Annotated in this window: 21 protein-coding genes; 12 read left to right on the forward strand and 9 right to left on the reverse strand. The window is 44.5% G+C overall.

From position 1 onward, the window contains the following. Nucleotides 1–13 precede the first annotated feature (13 nt). Complete coding sequence (locus ACLWOR_RS09180) at nt 14–1,186, reverse strand: hypothetical protein (protein ID WP_413940401.1); 1,173 nt, start codon at nt 1,184–1,186, stop codon at nt 14–16. A gap of 369 nt (nt 1,187–1,555) precedes the next feature. Between ACLWOR_RS09180 and ACLWOR_RS09185 the strand changes: the two genes are divergently transcribed. Beyond that, nucleotides 1,556–2,305 carry a polysaccharide lyase gene (locus ACLWOR_RS09185; protein ID WP_413940402.1) on the forward strand — a complete coding sequence of 250 codons (750 nt, stop codon included), beginning with the start codon at nt 1,556–1,558 and terminating at the stop codon, nt 2,303–2,305. Here ACLWOR_RS09185 and ACLWOR_RS09190 read toward each other — a convergent pair. The 4 genes from ACLWOR_RS09190 to ACLWOR_RS09205 are packed head-to-tail and all read right to left on the reverse strand — an operon-like array spanning nt 2,302 to nt 6,381. Continuing rightward, nucleotides 2,302–3,201, reverse strand: a complete 900-nt coding sequence (locus ACLWOR_RS09190; protein ID WP_413940403.1) for a hypothetical protein — start codon at nt 3,199–3,201, stop codon at nt 2,302–2,304. The two genes, ACLWOR_RS09185 and ACLWOR_RS09190, sit on opposite strands and share 4 nt — an antisense overlap. After that, the gene (locus ACLWOR_RS09195; protein ID WP_413940404.1) at nt 3,198–4,109 is read right to left on the reverse strand and encodes a hypothetical protein; all 912 of its coding nucleotides are present in this window, start codon (nt 4,107–4,109) and stop codon (nt 3,198–3,200) included. The genes ACLWOR_RS09190 and ACLWOR_RS09195 overlap by 4 nt, the downstream gene beginning before the upstream one ends. Continuing rightward, nucleotides 4,106–5,062, reverse strand: a complete 957-nt coding sequence (locus ACLWOR_RS09200; protein WP_413940405.1) for an NAD-dependent epimerase/dehydratase family protein — start codon at nt 5,060–5,062, stop codon at nt 4,106–4,108. Before ACLWOR_RS09200 ends, ACLWOR_RS09195 begins: the two co-directional genes overlap by 4 nt. Continuing rightward, nucleotides 5,059–6,381: a UDP-glucose dehydrogenase family protein gene (locus ACLWOR_RS09205; protein WP_413940406.1), complete on the reverse strand. Its 1,323-nt coding sequence runs from the start codon at nt 6,379–6,381 to the stop codon at nt 5,059–5,061. Before ACLWOR_RS09205 ends, ACLWOR_RS09200 begins: the two co-directional genes overlap by 4 nt. A gap of 93 nt (nt 6,382–6,474) precedes the next feature. Here ACLWOR_RS09205 and ACLWOR_RS09210 point away from each other — a divergent pair, with 93 nt between their 5' ends. From ACLWOR_RS09210 to ACLWOR_RS09240, 7 genes are read left to right on the forward strand one after another with little or no spacing between them, the layout of a single operon-like run. Continuing rightward, complete coding sequence (locus tag ACLWOR_RS09210) at nt 6,475–7,353, forward strand: sterol desaturase family protein (RefSeq protein WP_413940407.1); 879 nt, start codon at nt 6,475–6,477, stop codon at nt 7,351–7,353. 12 nt (nt 7,354–7,365) lie between these two features. After that, nucleotides 7,366–8,535, forward strand: coding sequence for a twitch domain-containing radical SAM protein (locus ACLWOR_RS09215; protein WP_413940408.1), 1,170 nt, complete (start codon nt 7,366–7,368; stop codon nt 8,533–8,535). A gap of 10 nt (nt 8,536–8,545) precedes the next feature. Beyond that, a complete protein-coding gene (locus tag ACLWOR_RS09220; protein WP_413940409.1) occupies nt 8,546–9,448 on the forward strand; it encodes a hypothetical protein in 903 nt (300 codons plus the stop codon). After that, a complete protein-coding gene (locus tag ACLWOR_RS09225) occupies nt 9,448–10,500 on the forward strand; it encodes a radical SAM protein (RefSeq protein WP_413940760.1) in 1,053 nt (350 codons plus the stop codon). The genes ACLWOR_RS09220 and ACLWOR_RS09225 overlap by 1 nt, the downstream gene beginning before the upstream one ends. Before the next feature lie 4 nt (nt 10,501–10,504). Next, a complete protein-coding gene (locus ACLWOR_RS09230) occupies nt 10,505–10,759 on the forward strand; it encodes a hypothetical protein (RefSeq protein WP_413940410.1) in 255 nt (84 codons plus the stop codon). Next, nucleotides 10,756–11,892: a radical SAM protein gene (locus ACLWOR_RS09235; RefSeq protein ID WP_413940411.1), complete on the forward strand. Its 1,137-nt coding sequence runs from the start codon at nt 10,756–10,758 to the stop codon at nt 11,890–11,892. Before ACLWOR_RS09230 ends, ACLWOR_RS09235 begins: the two co-directional genes overlap by 4 nt. Next, a complete protein-coding gene (locus ACLWOR_RS09240; RefSeq protein WP_413940412.1) occupies nt 11,889–12,455 on the forward strand; it encodes a hypothetical protein in 567 nt (188 codons plus the stop codon). The genes ACLWOR_RS09235 and ACLWOR_RS09240 overlap by 4 nt, the downstream gene beginning before the upstream one ends. Here ACLWOR_RS09240 and ACLWOR_RS09245 read toward each other — a convergent pair. Both ACLWOR_RS09245 and ACLWOR_RS09250 read right to left on the reverse strand, forming a co-directional pair. Continuing rightward, nucleotides 12,447–13,508 carry a galactosyltransferase-related protein gene (locus ACLWOR_RS09245; RefSeq protein WP_413940413.1) on the reverse strand — a complete coding sequence of 354 codons (1,062 nt, stop codon included), beginning with the start codon at nt 13,506–13,508 and terminating at the stop codon, nt 12,447–12,449. The two genes, ACLWOR_RS09240 and ACLWOR_RS09245, sit on opposite strands and share 9 nt — an antisense overlap. 323 nt (nt 13,509–13,831) lie before the next feature. Further along, nucleotides 13,832–14,953 (reverse strand): radical SAM protein, encoded by a 1,122-nt coding sequence (locus ACLWOR_RS09250; RefSeq protein ID WP_413940414.1) that lies wholly within the window; start codon nt 14,951–14,953, stop codon nt 13,832–13,834. A gap of 32 nt (nt 14,954–14,985) precedes the next feature. On the opposite strand from ACLWOR_RS09250, the gene ACLWOR_RS09255 reads away from it, so the two are divergent. Genes ACLWOR_RS09255 through ACLWOR_RS09265 form a run of 3 tightly spaced genes read left to right on the forward strand, consistent with a single transcriptional unit; the run spans nt 14,986 to nt 18,256 of the window. Next, the gene (locus tag ACLWOR_RS09255; RefSeq protein ID WP_413940415.1) at nt 14,986–15,711 is read left to right on the forward strand and encodes a hypothetical protein; all 726 of its coding nucleotides are present in this window, start codon (nt 14,986–14,988) and stop codon (nt 15,709–15,711) included. Continuing rightward, nucleotides 15,711–16,844, forward strand: coding sequence for a radical SAM protein (locus ACLWOR_RS09260; RefSeq protein ID WP_413940416.1), 1,134 nt, complete (start codon nt 15,711–15,713; stop codon nt 16,842–16,844). The genes ACLWOR_RS09255 and ACLWOR_RS09260 overlap by 1 nt, the downstream gene beginning before the upstream one ends. Next, nucleotides 16,841–18,256, forward strand: a complete 1,416-nt coding sequence (locus tag ACLWOR_RS09265) for a glycosyltransferase (protein WP_413940417.1) — start codon at nt 16,841–16,843, stop codon at nt 18,254–18,256. Before ACLWOR_RS09260 ends, ACLWOR_RS09265 begins: the two co-directional genes overlap by 4 nt. Here the strand turns inward: ACLWOR_RS09265 and ACLWOR_RS09270 are convergent, their stop codons facing one another. Then, nucleotides 18,257–18,805 (reverse strand): hypothetical protein, encoded by a 549-nt coding sequence (locus tag ACLWOR_RS09270; RefSeq protein ID WP_413940418.1) that lies wholly within the window; start codon nt 18,803–18,805, stop codon nt 18,257–18,259. 147 nt (nt 18,806–18,952) lie between these two features. Here ACLWOR_RS09270 and ACLWOR_RS09275 point away from each other — a divergent pair, with 147 nt between their 5' ends. Then, nucleotides 18,953–19,279, forward strand: a complete 327-nt coding sequence (locus ACLWOR_RS09275; protein ID WP_413940419.1) for a GNAT family N-acetyltransferase — start codon at nt 18,953–18,955, stop codon at nt 19,277–19,279. On the opposite strand, the gene ACLWOR_RS09280 is transcribed toward ACLWOR_RS09275, so the two are convergent. After that, nucleotides 19,252–19,896 (reverse strand): hypothetical protein, encoded by a 645-nt coding sequence (locus ACLWOR_RS09280; protein WP_413940420.1) that lies wholly within the window; start codon nt 19,894–19,896, stop codon nt 19,252–19,254. The two genes, ACLWOR_RS09275 and ACLWOR_RS09280, sit on opposite strands and share 28 nt — an antisense overlap. Nucleotides 19,897–19,990 lie beyond the last annotated feature (94 nt).

A 19,990-nucleotide genomic window follows, 5' to 3' on the forward strand; every position in this document is an offset into this window, starting at 1 on the left:
TGTTGTGCGCACTTTATGAATCGATTTTTATAATATCTTGTCTAAGATCTTGATGCATTCGTGGGAGAAGATCATAGAGCAGTCGGCGGCGATTGCGCAGCAAGCGGGGCTCAAGACTCTTGAGAGTTTGTTGTAGTTGCTCAAGAGGGCGTGATAGAACCTCATCGAGGACGTCTAAGATCTTTTTCATGCGCTCGCCGTGGTCTTCAATATCGTCATAGCTTTCGTCCCAGACATCAGAGAAGGTCTCAAAGCCCATTTCTCGCAGATAACGAAGCATTTTGGGGCCGCCGACAACCAGAAATGGTCGCATAAATTGAATAGGCAAAAGAGTTTTTTCGCTAATTTCGCCGCAATAAGTTCCATAACGTGTCTCGTTGACGATGGCGAGGAAACTACGGTTGTACCAGCGATAGATATCGTACTCCGTCCTCTGATTTGATTTTCCATCCGCATCCGGATGGGAAGTTCCTGCTGCATCAAGGCCCTTGGAGTTTTCGGTATCGACCGTTAATGGAATCTCGGTCTGAATTCGTTCAAGAGCAGCGGAAATTTGTGGCCAATGTGAAAGAGTTCGCGGATCGAGCGGCAGATCTTTTAGAAAATGTTCTCGATCATGACGATGGAAGAAGCTTAAAAAGCCTTCGCTTTGCCATTTTGAACTCAAATAGCCGGCCATCAATTCACGGAAACCTTCATAGCGATAGTTCAAGCAAATATATTTTTTATCAACTTGATGTTCAAAAGGGTAACCTTTGTAAAAAAAATCCGGTTGATAATGCTTTTCTCTTCCCACAAGGCTACGACAAAGGTCCGCTAAGAAAATATCCCAAGTGCGAATTTCAATTCCAGGATAGAGATTCCACTTTTCACAGTATTCTTTGAGTCGGTAGTCGCAAACGTAAGCCGTGACCTTTTTTATGCCGTTGTTGTGGCAGAAATCCTCAAGCCAATCGAGCTCGGGGAAATGAACTTCATGATCTTCATCAAAAAAAGCCGGGCACCGGTCATTGTGATGAGAACGGGAAAAAAGAGGCTCATAAAAGTAGAACGCCACTTGTCGATTTTGTAAGTGCTTGAGATCCGCACCCGTGAACTTAAGTTTGCTTAAGAGATTTGTATCGCCATTAACGATGAACCACGGACGCGTATCGAATTTCATGAGAAGCTCGAGGTATCGACTCATCCAAACATTATCATGATCGAAAGGGAGCCCGTGTCGCTGGATGCTTTCGTCGGCGTTGATTACGTAAATACAGTCCTGATGTCTGGAGTCATTCAGGCAAAATACGACAGAGAGATAGTGTCGGTTGTAGGCAATGACTTCCGGTCTTGGAATCATGGACGTTTTTGCTTTTCGAAACTTTCGAAAAGTAACTATGTCTAGAATTTGAGGTCCTTCTTGAATCTTCCAGCCCATGCAGAGTGAAAATCGTAGACAGCATCGGGAACTCGTTCAAGGAGGGTTGCGTTGTGGACAAGAGTCCAGGGCCATTGTCGAATGAGATGAGGGCTTTTATACTTAAAAGATCTTTTGGCCAAGTGAGGTATCCGTTTGTTTCGATGGGTTGTTTTAATCTTGATGTGGTCTCACATGGCCTTGGCGCAGGCAGAACTGACTCGCGGTGATTTCGGTCCGTTTGGTCGTTCCCTCAATGACAAAAACCATGGTTATAAAGTTATTGTCGATCCGACCGGCAAATCGCCCGTTTATAAAATTGAACATTTTAAAGTCAAAAATGGTGATTGTAGCATCACGAAAGACTGGAGTGACTGTGCGAATGATCGAGAGCGCAGTGAACTTTCTGAGAAACAAAGACGCAAGAACGATGGCACAACATATTGGTATGGATGGTCGTTTTATTTGCCTGAATCTTATCTCAGCATCTATCCAGCTAAAGTAGCTTTGGGACAATTTCATCAAGACAAGGGTTCTCCTCTTTGGATGTTCCAGCATGGCGAAACCGGTTTGAGTCTAGAGGGAGTCTTTCTCGACAACAACACGCTTTTTGCTTTGATTCCTGAATCTGAGTTGCGAGGCCGTTGGCAAAAAATTGAAATGGAAGTTCATTGGTCGACCAAGAAAGATGGCTTTTTGAGGCTATGGGTGAATGGTCAGCAAAAGGTCGACTATAAGGGGCCTACGAAACAAAAAAGTCAGATTTATTTTAAATACGGTCTTTATCGCTCATTCCTAAAGAGATACACGAAAGACAAAAAGACTCTTGAAGTTCCAGAGCAAGAAATCTATTTTGCCAACGTGAAAAGAGGTAAAACTCGCAAGTCTTTAGAAGCTTCTCGTTAGAGAAGTCCTTTGCGGTGAGCTTTGATAAGGTCACTGAGTCCCACGCGATTGTAGAGAGCATCAATTTTATACTGGTCCCAAGATTCGTCACCAAGCGCGATGTGAATGCATGCACTGGGTTTTAGCTTCAGTTCTGCGCATAGTTCTTTCTGCAGGTTTTGATATTTGCGAGGAATAAAGTCGGGACTCAGATTTTGCATCATGTGCAGTCCGATGCGTGCGGCACTTAGAACGCTATGGTTGAAGTTGTTTTGTTGGCAAATCGGAAAGTTGTCATCCAAGTTGCTAAAACGAATTCCCGAGCGGACGTGACCCAGGCCACAACCTTTCGTGAGCGAAAAACTGACGGACTCAATAGCCGGATGGGAAAAATCAAAATGAAGTCCATAACAAGTTCCAAAGAATGCACAGTCGAGAATGACTGGAACTTTGAGTTCAGCGGCTTTATCTAAAAGAGCGTTCATATGCGGATGAATTTCGCCTGTTGAACAAAAAGGAGCCGAAAGAATCACGTAGTCTTCGGCCGCGAGCGGTTGGTCGTCGAGATAAATCACATTTGGATGAATGCGGCGATGGTAAGCATATTCGCCGCGAAACAGACGCAAACGGCGACCCGCATATTTAAAATACGCCTCATCAAAAGTTTGGGTTGTTCCATTGATTAGATCCAGTCGTTTAAATTTCTCAAGTCCCGTAACTGTATTCAGTTCTGTTTTTAAAATCCATTGCCGATAGGTTTCAAGATATTCTTTACGGCAATCGAGCGGATCTGGGTTTTCTTGAAACCAGGAATTCCACGGCATTTTCGCTAATAAATCAGTGAACGCGGGATCATAGACTGACTTTGTGAGGGAATTTAAAAGTCCTCGAGACTCGAGATTTTCGCGTGTTATCATGTCGTCTCCACCGTGCAAGATTCAAGCTTATCGCAGAGATTAATTCGGTCAATCAGAGCCTTTTGCTCAAGGGGAGATGAAATGTCAGTTTCGAGTGAGGCCACCGGAATCCAACCTATCGCGAGCTTTGGATCACCCCAGTTCATCCCCAGATGACCGAAGGATTTTTGATTCTTTAGATACCAATCTTCGATTGCTGCCATTTTCTTTTTTAAACCTTGAGGCCCTGTGCTTGGACCCAGCCACAAATAAGTATCCGCGCTCGCAGATTCTAGGGGACGAATATGTTCATGAGACAGATCCGTATCTTGCGCCTGAAAGACTTCAAAGAGATGACGACCGACCTGGCAATAGTTGATATAGCAAGTTCCAAATTTTTTGGCCACAGTGAATTCATGATAGTCAGACTCTTCAAGTGGTTTTTTGCAATTATCTTCCCAAGTAAAAATAATACTGGCGTTTGGAATTCCTGATTGGGCTTCAACTTGTTGGGAGCGTTCGACACTTTCAAACGCATGGAGAAGATTATTAAATTGAAACCAAAGATCATGGGATTCTGCTGTGATTCGCTTTTGCACGAGGTGACTGTCGGCAAAATGAACGTGCAGGCGGTTGACACTTGCTTGTAGATTCCGTGGATCTAAGCTTTCGGAGATCAGTCCGGTGTGGATTTGATTCAGTCCTGTGATCACCTTTTGCAGTTCGGCGGCCAGACTCTCAAGAGAAGCGAGCTTCTTTCCCGGGAAATTATACCAGCGATCTGCTTCAAGAATTCGACTTCTTGTGCTGGCTTCCTTGAGGCATAAAGCCCATTTTTGCGCAGCTGAATGCGAGTAAATGCGGAAGCGGATGGAAAAAGAATTTTTCCCATTGAACTTAAGATTCAAATGAGAAAAACGTTCCGTCACGATCTCACCTCATGCAACCAAGATTTCATTCGTAGTAGTCCCTCTTTAAGTCCCACTTGCGGAGACCATTGCAAAAGTTCTTGCGCTTTGGTGATATCGGGACGTCGTTGCTGAGGGTCATCTTGAGGGAGAGGTTTAAAATCCAGTTGGAGAGATTTTTCTAAATGCAGTTCTTGAACTTGGCGAGCGAGGGTTGCTATCGAAATCTCTTGTGGGTTTCCAAGATTCACGGGCTCGAAGATGTTCGAGCGTGCATATTGTACAATTCCGCGGATGAGGTCTTCGACATAACAAAAGCTGCGTGTGTGGCTTCCGTCTCCGAAGATTGTTAAGTTCTCTCCGCGCTGCGCTTGCGTCAGAAAATTGATAATCACACGTCCGTCCTCACAGTTCATGCGAGGGCCGTACGTGTTGAAAATGCGCACCAGACCGTGTTTGTTACCGTGATGACGGTTGAATTCGTAAATAAGAGTTTCACCCAGACGCTTTGCTTCGTCATAACAAGCACGCGGCCCAAAAGTATTGACGTTACCTAGATATGTTTCTTTTTGTGGATTTTGAAGAGGATCACCATAGACCTCGCTGCTCGAAGCGAAAACCACTCGCGCGCCATGAGCTCTCGCAAAACTTAATGCCTTAAGAAGCCCTTGAGTATTTGCCGAAATCGTCTCAAACGGCAGAGCTTGATATTTGCGCGGGGATGCGGGACTTGCGAAATGAAAAACAAACTCCACTGAGTTTCCAATTTTTTCGGAAAATTGAGTCCAGTCATCAGATGCATCCATCTCTTGAAAATAAAAATGCGATGAAATTTTTTGCAGATATTCGATATTGGAATGATCAGAGGTCAGAAAATTATCGATTCCGAAGACTTTGTATCCCTGATAGAGAAAATACTCTGCTAAATGACTCCCTAAAAATCCCGCGACTCCGGTGATGACGACCGTCTTCATAAGGGCCGTCCAATTGAAACATAATCAAATCCACGATTGCGCACGCGATTGGGATTATAAATATTTCGCGCATCTAAAATACGAGCTTGTCGCATGCAGGATTGCATTCTTTGAAAATGGGGCTCACGGAATTCTTGCCACTCCGTCGCAATCACGAGGAGATCACAATCATTAAGGGCATCATACTGATTGGAAAAAACTTCGACCCCAGGCGAGTTTGCAAAGTGTTCCCGTGCCTTTTCTCCTGCAACAGGATCGTAAGCTTGCACGCGAATATTTTCTTTCAAGAGTCCGTGGATCAATTCAAGGGCGGGAGATTCGCGCAGATCATCTGTTCCTGGTTTAAACGCCAAACCCCAGATGGCAACCTGTGGCGAAGGCGTCGCAGAGAGAAGTTGTTTTGCTTTGTTTAAGATGCGTGCTTTTTGGCGATGGTTGGTTTGCTCCGCCGCCTGAATAACAGGAAGATGCTCATCGTGATCACGTGCTATCTGCTGAAGCGCTCGGAGATCTTTGGGTAAACAACTTCCGCCAAAGCCAATGCCAGCATAGAGAAACTCTGAACCGATTCTGGCATCATGTCCAAGAGCGTGGCGAATGTCTTCTATGTCTGCCCCTGTTTTTTCACAAAGAGAAGTCAGCTCGTTCATGAATGAAATTTTAGTAGCGAGAAAGGCATTTGCTGCATATTTCGCGAGCTCTGCTGAGGCCGAATCCATAATCAACAGCGGATGTCCATTTTTAACAAACGGCTCATAGAGTTCCTCTAAAATAGCGGCCTCTTCCTTATTATCTGCGCCAATAAGGACACGAGCCGGTTTCAGGAAGTCTTGTAGAGCTGATCCCTCTCTTAAAAACTCGGGATTTGTAATCACGGGAACTGAGATAGAAAGTCCGCGATTCGAAAGTTCGTCGTCCAGAATCTGACGCAGAATTTTTGCAGTACCCACCGGAACCGTTGATTTAACCACGATAGTGAGTTCACGTTTTATATTTTGTCCGATCAGTTGAATCAGTCTTTTGATTTCCGTAAGGTCGACTCGCCCCTCTGAATCGGAGGGCGTGCCTAAGGCAATAAATATCAATTGCGCTGATTCAAGTGCTAAGACCAACTGAGTTGAAAAACGAATGCGTTCCTTTTGGAGATTTCTTTTGAGAAGGTCTTCAAGGCCCTGTTCAAAAATGGGACTTTGCCCTTTTTGAAGGGACTGGACTTTAGATGGGTTTACATCAAGGCATAGGACGTCGTGGCCGATTTCAGCCAGACAGAGCCCTGTAACCAATCCCACATAACCTGTGCCAAAAATGCTAATCTGCATACGTTTCTTCCCGAGATCACTTTATACAAGCTCCTGCTTCATTGGTAGGTGAATTTGATGCACACTCCGCTTTGTGAGTGTTAAAATGCAATAATGCATTTCTCATGGCCCGCTTGGATTTCTTCTGTGATTGAAATCGGCTCCTTATCGATAGGGGCGCTTCTTGTCGTATTGGCGGTCGAAGTTTTGGTGCAGGGCCAAGACAACAGTTGGAATGTTTTTCGAAAGTCCAAAGGCCGTCGATTTGAAATGCTGTCGTGGTCAATTTACTTATTGCGTTTGAATCCTCTTATTTGGGATTTATTGCTTCTGGGATTTCTGATTCGCCTGAAAGATTGGTTGCAAATTCACTCGTTGGATATGTATGTGGAAAAAGGCCTTTTCGCCCAAATCAGTCTCCTTATTTTAGGTCTCTTATTCTATGATTTCCTTCAATACTGGTCGCACCGATTAAAGCATCGTTCACGTTTCTTTTGGATTTTTCATCGTTGGCATCATTCAACGACGGAGCTTCATGCCTTGGCGCATATGAGAGTCCACACGCTCGATTATCCACTGCGGACTTTGAGTGTTGCATTTCCAACCATGTTTGTTATGGGCGTTTCTTTTGAGAATGTACTTTGGCTTTGGTTTGCAGAAGAGATTTCTCAAGCTCTGTGTCACAGTCGCATTAATACCGATTACGGATTTTTTGGGAAAATCTTTGCGAATCCACGTTCTCATCGGCGTCATCATGATATCTCCGACGATCAGGGAAACTTTGGTTTGGTGTTTTCCTTCTGGGATCGGATTTTTGGAACGGCACGCGATGATTCTAAATCTTTTGCAGCGCAAACGGGAACGTATTTTGAAAATCGTAATTACGAAGAACAGGGTGCATTGAAAATGTACTTCCAAGAGTATCGCGAACTTGGAAAATGGTTCTTGCAAAAAATCATCTCTTTGACTCTTATTATGAGAAGAGCAAAGTGAGGATTTTGGAGTATGCAGGACAAGCGCGGGTGCTTTTTGCCGTTAAATGCGATCGCTGTGCACCCTCAGGGGGTTCGCCAGTTCTGTTTGACGTCCACGCTTCCAATTGATCCCAATCCTCAAAATTTTGAAAAGCAAAGATGGAATATTCACCGTGAGCTGCTCCAGGGAAAATGGCCTGAAACGTGTCGTCCTTGTCTGAATAAAGAAAAACGAAATCTGCAGAGTCGTCGCACACGAACGTGGGAAAGAAAATGTGCTCGCTATGGTGAAGCCGAAGCTCAAACCCTTTTGATAGAGCAGGATCGTCCCTATATTCGCCATCTTGAGATTTCATTTTCAAACGTCTGTAATCTTCAGTGTGCGATGTGTTCAAGTGAGTTTTCCACAAGCTGGATCGCAGATGATAAGCAAGCTGTCGCTGAAGGACTAGAATTTCGCCGTTTCACCGAGCCTTTTCAACAAGTGGCGCGTATCAGTCGTCCCTTGATGGATGAGATTCTCACCCATGCGGAAGAATTTGATTTGGTTATCGTCAAAGGCGGGGAGCCTACTCGTGAGCCCCATTGCTTGGAATTTTTAGGTCGTCTGGCCAAACTACGCGAGGGACGAAGTCCACGCGTGTTTATTCAATCCAACGGAACGAGATCTCCATTGGAATGGATGCCCTCTCTTGCAGGGTTGGATCTCGAAGTCGGATTTAGCTTTGATGGCTGGGGAGCAGTCTACGAATGGATTCGGGGAACTTCGTTTTCGAAGGTCCTAGAACACTTTCAATACTTAGATCAGCATCCTCAAGTGGTCGCGCTTTCAGTGGATTTTACTTTATCGTCATTTAATGTATTTCATTTGCCTGAGTTTTTAGAAAAAATGCTGGAACTGAAATCAAAAATGAAAAAACTGAATCTGTGCCCGGTGTTTCAGTGGGTTCAGCAGCCCTATGCCAGTCCGGCAAATCTAAAACTCGAAGATCGGCTGGAAATTGCCGCGTTGGCGCGGCCTCTCCTAGAAAAGGACCAGGTCTTTTTCATGAACTCGGAAAATCTTTTACGAGTCTTGAACTTGCCACGCGCCTCTGAAGAATCCCGCAAAAAAGCACTTCAATGGCATGAGTTCTTAGTTCGTCAAAGAGGTCACGCCATTTACGATCTTCAACCCCGTTTAAGGGACTCACTGTCTTAAAGGTTATATCATGAGCACATTGTGGTTGGAGAAAGCAGAAAAATTAGATTGGGAACAAAATCGCAGATTTTTGCAGAGGGCTCACTTTCGTCCTCTCTATGATCGTGCCTTTTCTCAATTGCTGGAAACCTTAGCTACAGAAAACTATTTCCGCGATCCGGAATCTTTGCGGCAAGAATTCATTCAGGAATTCGATCGCTGGATTCACGGTAGTCGCTTAAATCAACTTTCTGGCCTTAAAGCGTTTCCGCATCGAGATTTCATAGTGGGGGTCACCCACACATTAGATGATTTGCATATTACTTATGGATCAAAGATCGTCATCCTTGAGAAAGAATATGCTTATCATCGCCGGATGAAACCTGCGATCCCGCAGCGTCGTTTAGAAACCCTCGAACCCGGCGATGTGCTGGTGATGTCCGCTCCCTTTGCCTGGTATGGTGATCTTCATCCGGAAATGAATGAAATTTTAGATCGCTGTTTGGCTCTATCGATTCCAGTTCATATCGATGCAGCTTGGTATGGATGTTTGAAAGATTTTATACTCCATTGTGATCATCCGGCGATTCAAACAGTTTCCTTTAGTTTATCCAAGGGGCTCGGACTAGGTGCGCACCGTGCAGGCGTTCGTTATGCACGGGAACGTCATGCGGGGCCTGTGACGATTATCAATGACTTTAACATGGGGATTGCCAGCGTGATGTGGTATGGCCTGCATTTCATGCGTCAGTTTGGCAGTGACTATATTCAGACGCGGTATGGATCTGCCTATAGTTATATATGTGAAAAATTAGACTTGCGCGAAACGAAAGCAATTCATTTGGCGTTTCAAAAAGATGGCGATGAAGAATCGCCAGTCGGTATTCGGCCGTTCTTACGTTATCTTGTTGATGATGTGGATGAATTCAAATGATGTCATTTTCGAACCTCCTTCAATCTGGTTTTAGTTGGGAAGTCGAGTTGACCTCCCGTTGCAACTCAAGGTGTGTGGGGTGTTCTCGTTATAGTCATTTTTATTATCCCAATCCTTTTTTTAATTCTCGACTCGATTTAGATATCGAAGTTTTAAAAAAAGCTCTGCGTGAAAGTGCCCAGGTTGACTTTATCTTATTCTGCGGCAATTACGGAGACCCGCTATTGCATCCTCAAATTTTTGATATCCTTGAGTTTATTCGGCAAGAGAAGGGTTCTGTCGGAGTTGTGGTTCATACAAATGCTTCTTTCGGCAGCCAGGATTTTTGGATTCAGCTGGCGTCTTACTTTCAAACTCCGGGTTCCTTTATAAAGTTTTCTCTTGATGGCCTGGCGGATTCTCACGAAAAGTTTCGTCGCGGAACAAATTGGGAAACGGCTCTTGCAAATGCTAAAACGTTTATTGCGGCAGGCGGACGAGCGGTGTGGCAGATGATTGATTTTGCCCATAATAAAAATGAAATTGAGACAGCACGAGAAATGTCGCAGAAACTTGGATTTCGCCGATTTGATCTACGCAAAAATAATTATCCGGGACTTGATTCGGCGATTGCCGAGACAGCTATCGATTTGCGGAATCCTCCAGCTTCGGTCGCTCAATTTGATCTTAACAAAGAGGAGTTGCAGACCTGGTATCGGTCTCAGCTTCGAGAAAAGCCGGCCCATTCAATTGAGTGTCGTTCTTTAACGCGCAAAAATATTTATCTTGATGTGAATGGACATGTTTGGCCTTGCTGTTGGGTCGGGGGGCTTCCTTATCGTCCTGAACACGAATTGCGGGAATGGTTTCAGCAAGAAACACTCAATCGTTATAAAAAAGGATTTAACTCGTTGGTGGAGCAGAGTTTAGAGCAGATATTCTCTCATCCTTGGTGGCAGAAGCATCTTCCCGAGAGTTGGAACTTATCTGCGCAACATTCTCCAGTGGTCCTTTCGACTTGTGTGAAGACTTGCGGAAAGTGTGTGAATGAATGGGCGGCTCCAAATGTCTGATGTTATGTTTGAATTTTCACCGACCTTTTCAAAACTGGAAGAATTTTTAAAGTTGTATCAACAGCTTCATGCCTCCGGGGAAGACGTCACGTTGGCAATGTCCCTGCCTGTCGAATATGAAAAGGCGGTCGTCGGTTATCCAGATTTGGAGCAGAACTGTTGGATGACCTTGCGCTTTGCCATTGATCAGATGAATCGGACCTATCTTCACGGCAAATCAAAAGTTCGCATTCATGTTCAGATGGGAGGGTTTCTTTGAGAACTCTTTTTGGACATCAAGTTTACAATTGGCATTTGGAGATTAGTTCAAAGTGCACTTTGCGCTGCCCGCGTTGCACGCGAACGGAGTATCCAGGCACTTATCCCGTGACACAGTTGAGCCTGGATTTTATCCGTCGTCTTTTTAAGCCCGCATTTTTGCGTAATTCGGTACAAAGAATTACACTGTCGGGAGGAGTTGGCGATCCGCTGTATAATACGCAATTGCCTGAAATCGCAGCTTATCTGAAAGGTGAAAATCCGAAGTTGCAGCTCGTGATTATCACGAATGGAAGTCATAAGTCCGAGTCTTTCTGGCAAGACTTTCTAGGTTCCTTGAACGAATATGATGAAGTCATTTTCTCTATTGATGGTTGGGATCAGGCTTCAAATAATTTGTACCGGGTGAACTCCGATTGGGACAGTATCATGAGGGGAATGAGTCTTGCGGTAAAATCAAAGGCGCAAGTTCGTTGGTCGACGATTATCTTTAGATTTAATGAAAATAAGATCGAGGATATCAAGGAACTTGCTTGCAAGTCGGGTGTGGATCATTTTCATGCTGTATTAAGCGAGCGTTTTGGTGGGCATTACCGTGATCCGGTAACGGGTCTTGATCATTTAGAACCGTCAGAGGAATTCCGCAGCCAGATTCCTCGCACTCAAAGATTTAAAGAGAAGTTCGATACGCATCCTGAAAAACGCCAGGCAGCGCGAGAATTCTATCAAGAAATAGATCAGTCCTTTAAAAAATCCTATGACGAGACCGTTCAAAAATATTCCGGTCAGCATATTCTTCCGACATGCAAGTTCGGATATCGCGGGGCTTATGTGGATGTGGAGGGAATCTTTTATCCTTGTTCATGGGTTTCTCATCCCTTCGATGTGAAAGCTTCGCATATTAACCCTGAGCGTATTCTTCACTACAAAGACGGTTTTGCTAAATACAAGGACCGCTTAAATCTTCACTTAAGATCCCTGGATGACATTTTACAAGACTCTCTTTGGAAGGAGCTTGAAGAAGGTTGGAAGACGCCAGAGAACGCCTTTATAATTTGTGAGAGAAAGTGCCTGGCGCAGAACTCTCAACAGCAACAGATTCAGACGAAACCACTTGAGGAGCTAAAAAAATGACAAGTTTATTAGTCACAGGTGGAAATCGCGGCGTTGGGAGAGAAATTTGCGAGCATTTCGGGGAGCGCGCCTTCTCTGTCAGCCGTACGAATGGCTTTGATATTGGCACTTCTGAAGGACGTCGCGCGATTATCGAAAAAAGTTTGAATTTTGATATTTTTGTTAATCACGCTCACAATGGTCATTTTGAAGGACAAACTCGTTTGCTCTACGAAGTCTTCGAAGCCTGGCAACATCATGATAAGAAGGGCTATATTTTTAATACCGGCAGTTTTGCGACCTATCACGATTTGAAAGATTATCGTCGCTACTCAGTCGTAAAGAAAGCTCTGCAAATCGCAAATCAGCAGTGCTGCAAGAAAATTGAAAACGGCGGCATCGGATTTCGCATGACGCTTTTGACTCCGGGTATGTTAGACACTGAAGAAGCTCGTCAAAAACCGAATTGGCCCGGCGCTGGTTTGACAGGGAAATCTTTGGCAAAATTGATTGAACATCTTTATGCAACACCATCTGAGGTGTTGGTGCATGAAATGGTTCTATCAGCCGTTCGCTCAGTTTAAAATATGTCGAAATTGAGAGAGGAGATCTGGATTCATGGAGCTTCTTAAGAAAGCTCCAAATGATTTCTTGAGCAACTTTTTACGTTCTTCAAAGTGGCTCGCATATTCACTGCGAGAAGCAGGAAAAGGTAGATGAAAGACGTCCTGATTTAAAACTTGCAGGCTCTGACCGTGCCGAAGCAGGCGATATCCTAAATCTGTATCTTCAAATCCGTAAGACGAAAAAGCACGACCAAATCCACCGACTTCATCAAAAAGTGCGCGTGGAAGGGCTAGACAATAAGTCGAAGTCCACTTCCACGAGTCGGGCACATGCGAATTACGATAGAAGTCTTCCCAATGACCGCCCCAACTGAGTTGGGTATGACATCCTTTTTGAATGAGTTCATAAGAGAGACTTGAGTTTTCAATGTCTGAACGCAAGAAATGCCGCCGGGGCATCAAGGCTCCATTATGAGTTTTGCGAGCCGTGTGAATCGCCGTCCAAAGATTCTTGCCGACGATAATATCTGAATCGAGGAATATCAGTTCCTGACCTTGTGCGAGATAAGCCGCAAGATTTCTTACAACTCCGGCACGGAATTGAGCGTCACCCTTAACTCGAGGTTTGGATCTCTCAATTTTCAAATAGGTAAAATATCTGGCATCGGATTTCAGAATCTCGAGAATTCGATTTTCTTGTTCTAACGAGAAGCTGTCATTCGCGACAATGATCTCTGTTGAGGCTTCATCCTTCAAACTCTGAATCAAGAGAGGAAGAGTTTGCAAAACTTCGTCATAGTTGTCCTGAAAGGGAACGATGATAGATGTGTTAATTGAAGCTTCGGAAGCATTGGACTGGATATCTGATATTTTCGGTGAATACCAGTTGTCTAGAGATTCTTCACATGAAAGCTCCAGAAAATCTGACGTCTGGAGCGGCAACCCCATACTGCGAATGAGTTGGAGATTTTTTTGTAAATCTTCGTGCGAGATCTTGTAAGAAAAAAGCCATTTTACTTTCGTATCTTGGGACATCGAACTCAGATCAGATTTTGATAAGGAAGATGTCACAAGAAAAACGATTTCAAGAGCGGAGGTTGGTACGGTTGCGAGCCTCTTAAAATCTCGAACACTTTCTACAAGCAATATCCACGGACCTTCGGGAACTTCAGGGGCCAACTCATGGGGTCGAACCACCAAAACAAAATTCTTAGTTTTTTTGCAAAAGTCAGGGTTTTGCTTTACCCACGAAAAAGGAAGAAGAAGTTTCCGATAGGGAGACTGACTAAATTGATCCCAAATGTGATCGACCGAAGGGATAGAAGAGAACTTTTTCTTGCGGCAAAGGCTTGAAAACACCTCTTGATAAACTTCGGGAGAGATAAAGGCGCCCTTCATGGTGAGACGAACTGACTTTCAAAAGGTTTTACGCAGGCACCGCAAGTTTTGGCACAGACTTGGAGCTTTCCACTTTTTACTGAAGGTAGTGCCCAGCTATTGGGAAGCAAGCTTTGGAAAAACTCACCCTCAATAATTTCTTGAGCGGAGTGGTGAAGCGCAGAAAGACTTTGCTTCTTTTCGGGCATGTTTTCGAGAAGGCGCAAGACTTCATTATTTTCGGCCGTTGCTGGAGACTTCGAAGGATAGAGCTGACCCGCCGTCCAACAGCAAGGGAACACAAGCCCCTCTGCGGAAACATAAATACTTTTTTCAGCAGCGACTCGACACTGAATCTCGGCACGATCCCAATACTCAGCCACAGACCCATAGTGTTCGACGACTTCTTTGTAGTCTTTTTCGAGGGCTTTGTTTTGATAATCAGGTAAACTTGTAGGACGCAACTCATAAATGACTTGGTCTTCATTGTTTTGCACGGGGAACGAAGCGCGAGTTTGCGTCGTGCTTTTATCAAAAAAGCGAGAGGTGTTTTTGACTTGGAAATCTTGAAAACCCCACTCTTGTGCTAAAGCGCGAGCGGTATCAACCTGATGTTCATTGTGAGCAAAAAGTAAATAGTCCCATTCCGCACGACCACCGGCTTGTACAAAGGCTTGGACATTTTGTTTAAGTCGCGACCACTGAACATTACGACGATAGAGATGATTGGTGTCTTCAAGTCCGTCAATTCCGAAGCGACAGTAAGAAACGATCGAAGCCAATTGTTTCCACCAATCCGTCGAGCGTAAGCCTCCGTTGGTGTGCAGTCCCAAATTCAATCCAGGATGAGATTCACGGAAGTAACGCAGAATTTCCAAAGTATCCTGCGCAGCCACAGGATCTCCATAGTTTCCGCAGAGATAGATTTTTTTCAGCTGTTTAATAAATGAAACTGGGAATATTTTTTTGACGTCATCCAATGAAAGATCCATCAGAGGAAGATGAGGATTGATGCGGCCTCCGTTGATATTGCGGGCGCACATGGGACAGCTGGCATTGCAGCGAGATGTCACTTCTAAATGCACCATCTTAATATCTTCGTAACCGTACAAGTTATACCTCTCTCCAAATCTTGACATTATAGTGAGTCGAATGGCTAATAAATAGTTAAATGCAGGATAGAACTCTTTCTTCTCAATCCATTCGTGCTTTCACTCGCGCTCTCCAGTCTTTTTTGGAAGGTCCGTGCACGCCGACAGCTCTCGGGCATTGGCAAAAGCATCTTCTGAGCGAAGGACTTTCAGAGTACGGAGTTTATGTCAGACAAATAAAAAAATTGGAACCTGCATTGTGGAGGAACGTGAGAGAATCCCTTTCGCAGGGACAAGTGGAGTCGAAACTTTGGCTCTACCAAGTTCTTCGCGATGTGTTGCCGCCAGGATCTTACTCTCTCCATGTTGGAGGTGGGTGGACAGGGACGACTGCGCTCTTGGGATTATGGCTTTTGCCGGATCTCATCTATGAATGCACAAGCTTCGACATTGATCCATCTTGCGAACATGTGGCGCGATCGCTGAATGAACCTTATTCGTGGAACGGGAAGTTTCGCGCCGAGACACGGGATCTGAAGAACTTTCAGTTTGCTCCTCATCAGCCACAGATTTTATTGAATACTGTCTGCGAACACCAAAGTGATTTTCAATCTTGGTATGCGCAAGTTCCTAAGGGGCAATTCATGGTTTTGCAAAACAACGACTTCTTCGACGGGCGCGATCATGTGAATTGTGTTAAAAATCTTCGAGAGTTCGAAGAGCAAGCGCCACTTTCAACCGTTCTTTTTGCAGGTGAGCTTTCACTATTCGACTATAAGCGCTTTATGCTCGTGGGGGTGAGATAATGAGTTCCTATCTTTCGGACTACGATTTCACACAAATTCCATTTGATCGCATTGAGAGCTTGGGCCAACGCAGTTTGTTGTATCGGGATCTTTTCGCTGTCAGTTGGATTTTGGGCCGCTACTGCAACTATCACTGCAGCTATTGCTGGCCTTATGCGAGTACAAAAACCAAAGATCATCGCCCTACGGAAGTCGTCATTCGGAACATCGAAGAGATTAAGAGACAAGCCCGAGCGCGTGGATTTAATTCGTTCCACTTCTCATTTAGTGGTGGGGAGCCAAGTCTGCATCCGGGATATCTGGAGTTTTTAAAAGTCTATGGAGATGACACTCCTCATTGCAACTATCAGTCCGTTCATATGACCAGTAATTTGAGTCAGCCGATGAATTGGTATGAAAAGTACGTCGCAGCAACAGCGCAACTGAACCGCGTAAGTATCACGGCAAGTTTTCACTCTGAGTTTGCAAAACCGGAAGCGTTTCGCGATAAAATCCTTTTTCTGCAAAGCCATGACGTTCAGGTGACAATCAATATGGTCATGGTGCCAGAACGCTTTGATCTTCTTTGGGAACGAGCTTTGTTCTTTCATCAAGCCGGCATCAATGTGACGCTAAAGCCTCAGTCTAATACGGATGCTTCGCAAATCGTCGACGGATACACGGAAGAGCAATTAGAGATTTTAAAAAAAGGTTTGCCACAAATGGACTATACGGGTTTGCGCTTGAAACAGCTGCAAAAAGTTTCCGAGCGTCCTCGCCCGAAACATCAGATTCAAGATCGGAGTTTCTCAGGAGTTCAGTACGCGAACATGCAGATGGAACTACGCGATTCCGACGGGCAAGTTTGGTATCTTGATCAAGCGGAACGTTTGAATGCTTTTCCATTTAATCGTTTTTCTGGATGGGATTGCAGTGCCGGATACCGCTCTTTGGTCATTCGCGAACCGGGTGGCGTGGTCAAACGTAGTTACAGCTGCCACGATAAACTTCTTGGAACATTGGATGAGGGTTTTCAACTTTTTGATGATGTTCGTCCTTGCACGACACCTTCTTGTGTGAGCAGTGCTGATAGCAAAATTCCAAAACGCAAACCCACATCGGCTGTCCCGCTTTGGCCTTCCACACAATCATGAAATCTTACTATCTTCTTCAGTATCATGATGACCAAGCCATTTGCCAACGGCGGTTATTGAAAGCAGAGCGCAGTGGAGCTAGTCACTTGTTGATGACTTGGGATTGGTATCAGGCAGATTGTGAATTGAATTTTCCCAACGTCAAGACGGCATTGTTACTGCCGCATTCAGTCCTTAGAACATGCAGTAATGAAAGTGTGGAATCAATTCTTCAGCGATTTGATGAAATTGTCTTAGAGTTTGATCCGAACGTAAAGTCGCTCTCGGGACATCTGGAAAGACTTTTTCAAGTTCAAGACCGTATTCAGGCGTTGTTTCGCTTTCGTCAAAATTTTGATATCTCCAACTGCCTTTCCTATTTTCCGATTTGGTTGCGCGAAAAGCTTTGTTTTTCTCCATCTAGTGAACTTAGCGGAAAGCAAATTTATATTATTGGTCAAGAAATCGAAAAGCGTTTTCCTGAAATCAAATACAAACCACTGCCGGGGCTGGTGCAATGGGATGAACGTATTCCCGCAGAAGTGGAGCTTGTTTTAGAGGGAAAAGCCTCTCTGGAAATGCGGAGTTCGGCGCCGGATATTCAAATCTCAGTTGTGATTCCCTGTTTTGAAGCGGGAGACTTTCTTTTAAATAGTATTCGCCATCTTTTGCGGCAAACTTTGAATCGCGATTCGTACGAAATTCTTTTGATTGATGATGGATCTTCTCAGCCTGTTTTAGACGAGTTGCAAAACTTCCTTGCTCCTGAAATGGGGCATTTAAATTTTCGCTACTATCATCTTCCAAAAACGGTATCCGCGGAGTCGATGCTAGGTCAATTTCGTGCGGGTCTTTGTCGTAATTTTGGTGCTTCGGAAGCCAACGGTGCAATTCTGAGTTTCTTAGATTCTGATATGCTGGTTCCCACGGGATATCTGAAACGCGTGATGCAAAGACTCGCGCACACGGAGATACTTCAGTTTGTTCGTTATCACATTAAACCTTCGCTCTCCCATCAATTTACGAACCTGAGGGATCTGAAGAAATCAGATTATTATATCGAAGAGTCTTCTTATTGGGGTCCTTTCTTTGCCAGCGATGACTGGATGCAAATTCCGGATTATTGGAAGTACACCTGCACGTATAGTTTGAGTCTGCGTCGCCAACATTTCTATGAACTAGGTCAATTCCGTAAAACTTATGTGTCTTACGGATTTGAAGACACGGATTTAGGATATACGGCGTATCTTAAGAAATATCGCTTCTATCTTGAAAAAGAGCCGCTTTTTCATCTGACTCCATTTTCAGAAAAAGCTCGTTATCGGCACTCGATGTATTTCAAGCATCAGTTGATGAAAACGACTGCTAAGACATTTTTCATGAATCACCTCTCGCCGACAATTTACGAGAAGCTGAAAGTATTTTTGCAATAGCTAAGATTTATCAAAATCAGAAAAAACCAGGTGAATGCGATCTTCTTTGAGGTCAGCGTTAAATGCTGTGTGTAGCTTTGTCGCATCCATTCCGTACAGCGCGCCGTCAGTCGGAATTTGAAAGCTCTGTTGAGTATCGGGAAAGAACAAATATGAAAACGGATTGGTCTTAATTGCGATGTGAAATCGGGGACCGGTGTCATCATGAATCGATAGACATTTGCGTGGTGGCATTCGCATTAAGCGCATCCGAGCCACGCGAAAAGGCACATTCTGATAAATCCATTCCAAATGCGAACCTTTTAGATCCGCATTCAAAATGCTAAAATCTCTTTCTTGATAGAGAAACTGATCCTGTTCATAGTCGTAAAGAGATCCCACTGACTGAAAGTATTTGTCGTGTGGATGGCAATCCGGAGTATGAGTCAGGCCTATCTGCTGTGTGGACTTATCAAAACCAACTCTTTCGATCAGCGCGGCCACCTCTTTTTGCAAGAGTGGGAGATCCACATTAAAAGATGTTTTCCATACGAGATTTGTTGGCGACATGTTACTATTATCTCAGATCTTATGGAATTTTCTATTAAACAAATAACTTTCGATGATGTGTATCCAATTTGGCGCGGGAAACTGTGGCCGAACCGCCAAGATACCATACGCCCCGCCAGCTCGATGCTTTTAGGGGGTGGCTTTGACATGGATATCTATCTTCTCTATGCGCCGATCTTTCTGGGCCTGTTTCATCAAAATCAAGTCATCGGCGTTTTGTCAGGTCATGGCACGGGACAGGATGGATTTCGCATTCGGGGTCTTTATGTCGAACCTGAGTTTCGCAACCACGGTGGTGCGCATCTTTTGATGGAAGGTATGCGGGTGGAATCTGCAAAGCAGGGGTTTACCTGGATGTGGTCTTATCCCAAACTCAGTGCTTTGCCTGTATATGAAAAGTTTGGATTCAAGATCCATCCATCCAGTGAAGCGGACTCCGAGCACGTTTATGTTTTACGGAAGACCGAAACATAGCCTTGGCTGAAAATCAGTTTGAAGCCACTGAGATCTAAATCTGAAGGCAGGTTTCGGAGGCGATCATCAATATAGATTCCGCCAGAAACTAAATTATTTTTGGCCCAGTTAAAAGCTGCCAATTTCGAACGTGGAGAATTTGTCCAGTTCGAAACGTCGCTCCATACGAGAGCTGGGGTTTCCATCTGAAAGCTTTCAGAGCGCACATCTTGAATCGAAATCTGCGAATTGTGTGTGTAATTATGAATATCACATCCGCGCACGCGATCAGCGCCAAAAAGTTTGTTTAAAACTCGGAGTGATTTTCCTTGATAAGAGCCAAGCTCGATGATTTTTCCTTGCGAAGGTACAAGTCCACTGCGTGCGATTTTCGCCAGCACCGGATGAATTTCGCGATGCCATTCCGACATGTCCGTTCCTGAAAGATAAGAAGTGCTCTTGTCAGCCTTATCTCGAACGGACGACTCTAAAAGTGTTTGTAAAGTATGATCGCGGATAAAGAGGCCCGAGAGTGCTTCCAGAGTTGATTCTTGAGAAAGTTCTTTGATACCAGCAAAAGAGGCAACGCCTCCAAGAGTACTTAGAATAAGCTTACGACGGGTGAGCTCAAAAGACACGTGCAGGTCCCTCCGGAATGTATTCTTTAATTATACAAGCGAAAGACAAGGGCCTGCAATAAGGCTGTCTCAATACTAGTCAGTTAAAATCAAG

Source organism: Bdellovibrio sp. HCB2-146 (assembly GCF_047345725.1).
Taxonomy (GTDB): domain Bacteria; phylum Bdellovibrionota; class Bdellovibrionia; order Bdellovibrionales; family Bdellovibrionaceae; genus Bdellovibrio.

Bases quoted from the DNA above. Each gene is read 5' to 3' on its own strand.
- ACLWOR_RS09205 (WP_413940406.1), bottom strand. From the start codon at position 6,381: ATGCAGATTAGCATTTTTGGCACAGGTTATGTGGGATTGGTTACAGGG.
- ACLWOR_RS09250 (WP_413940414.1), bottom strand. From the start codon at position 14,953: ATGTCAAGATTTGGAGAGAGGTATAACTTGTACGGTTACGAAGATATT.
- ACLWOR_RS09215 (WP_413940408.1), top strand. From the start codon at position 7,366: ATGCAGGACAAGCGCGGGTGCTTTTTGCCGTTAAATGCGATCGCTGTG.
- ACLWOR_RS09265 (WP_413940417.1), top strand. From the start codon at position 16,841: ATGAAATCTTACTATCTTCTTCAGTATCATGATGACCAAGCCATTTGC.
- ACLWOR_RS09270 (WP_413940418.1), bottom strand. From the start codon at position 18,805: ATGTCGCCAACAAATCTCGTATGGAAAACATCTTTTAATGTGGATCTC.
- ACLWOR_RS09200 (WP_413940405.1), bottom strand. From the start codon at position 5,062: ATGAAGACGGTCGTCATCACCGGAGTCGCGGGATTTTTAGGGAGTCAT.
- ACLWOR_RS09275 (WP_413940419.1), top strand. From the start codon at position 18,953: ATGGATATCTATCTTCTCTATGCGCCGATCTTTCTGGGCCTGTTTCAT.
- ACLWOR_RS09240 (WP_413940412.1), top strand. From the start codon at position 11,889: ATGACAAGTTTATTAGTCACAGGTGGAAATCGCGGCGTTGGGAGAGAA.
- ACLWOR_RS09190 (WP_413940403.1), bottom strand. From the start codon at position 3,201: ATGATAACACGCGAAAATCTCGAGTCTCGAGGACTTTTAAATTCCCTC.
- ACLWOR_RS09180 (WP_413940401.1), bottom strand. From the start codon at position 1,186: ATGAGTCGATACCTCGAGCTTCTCATGAAATTCGATACGCGTCCGTGG.
- ACLWOR_RS09210 (WP_413940407.1), top strand. From the start codon at position 6,475: ATGCATTTCTCATGGCCCGCTTGGATTTCTTCTGTGATTGAAATCGGC.
- ACLWOR_RS09220 (WP_413940409.1), top strand. From the start codon at position 8,546: ATGAGCACATTGTGGTTGGAGAAAGCAGAAAAATTAGATTGGGAACAA.
- ACLWOR_RS09225 (WP_413940760.1), top strand. From the start codon at position 9,448: ATGTCATTTTCGAACCTCCTTCAATCTGGTTTTAGTTGGGAAGTCGAG.
- ACLWOR_RS09255 (WP_413940415.1), top strand. From the start codon at position 14,986: ATGCAGGATAGAACTCTTTCTTCTCAATCCATTCGTGCTTTCACTCGC.
- ACLWOR_RS09230 (WP_413940410.1), top strand. From the start codon at position 10,505: ATGTTTGAATTTTCACCGACCTTTTCAAAACTGGAAGAATTTTTAAAG.
- ACLWOR_RS09260 (WP_413940416.1), top strand. From the start codon at position 15,711: ATGAGTTCCTATCTTTCGGACTACGATTTCACACAAATTCCATTTGAT.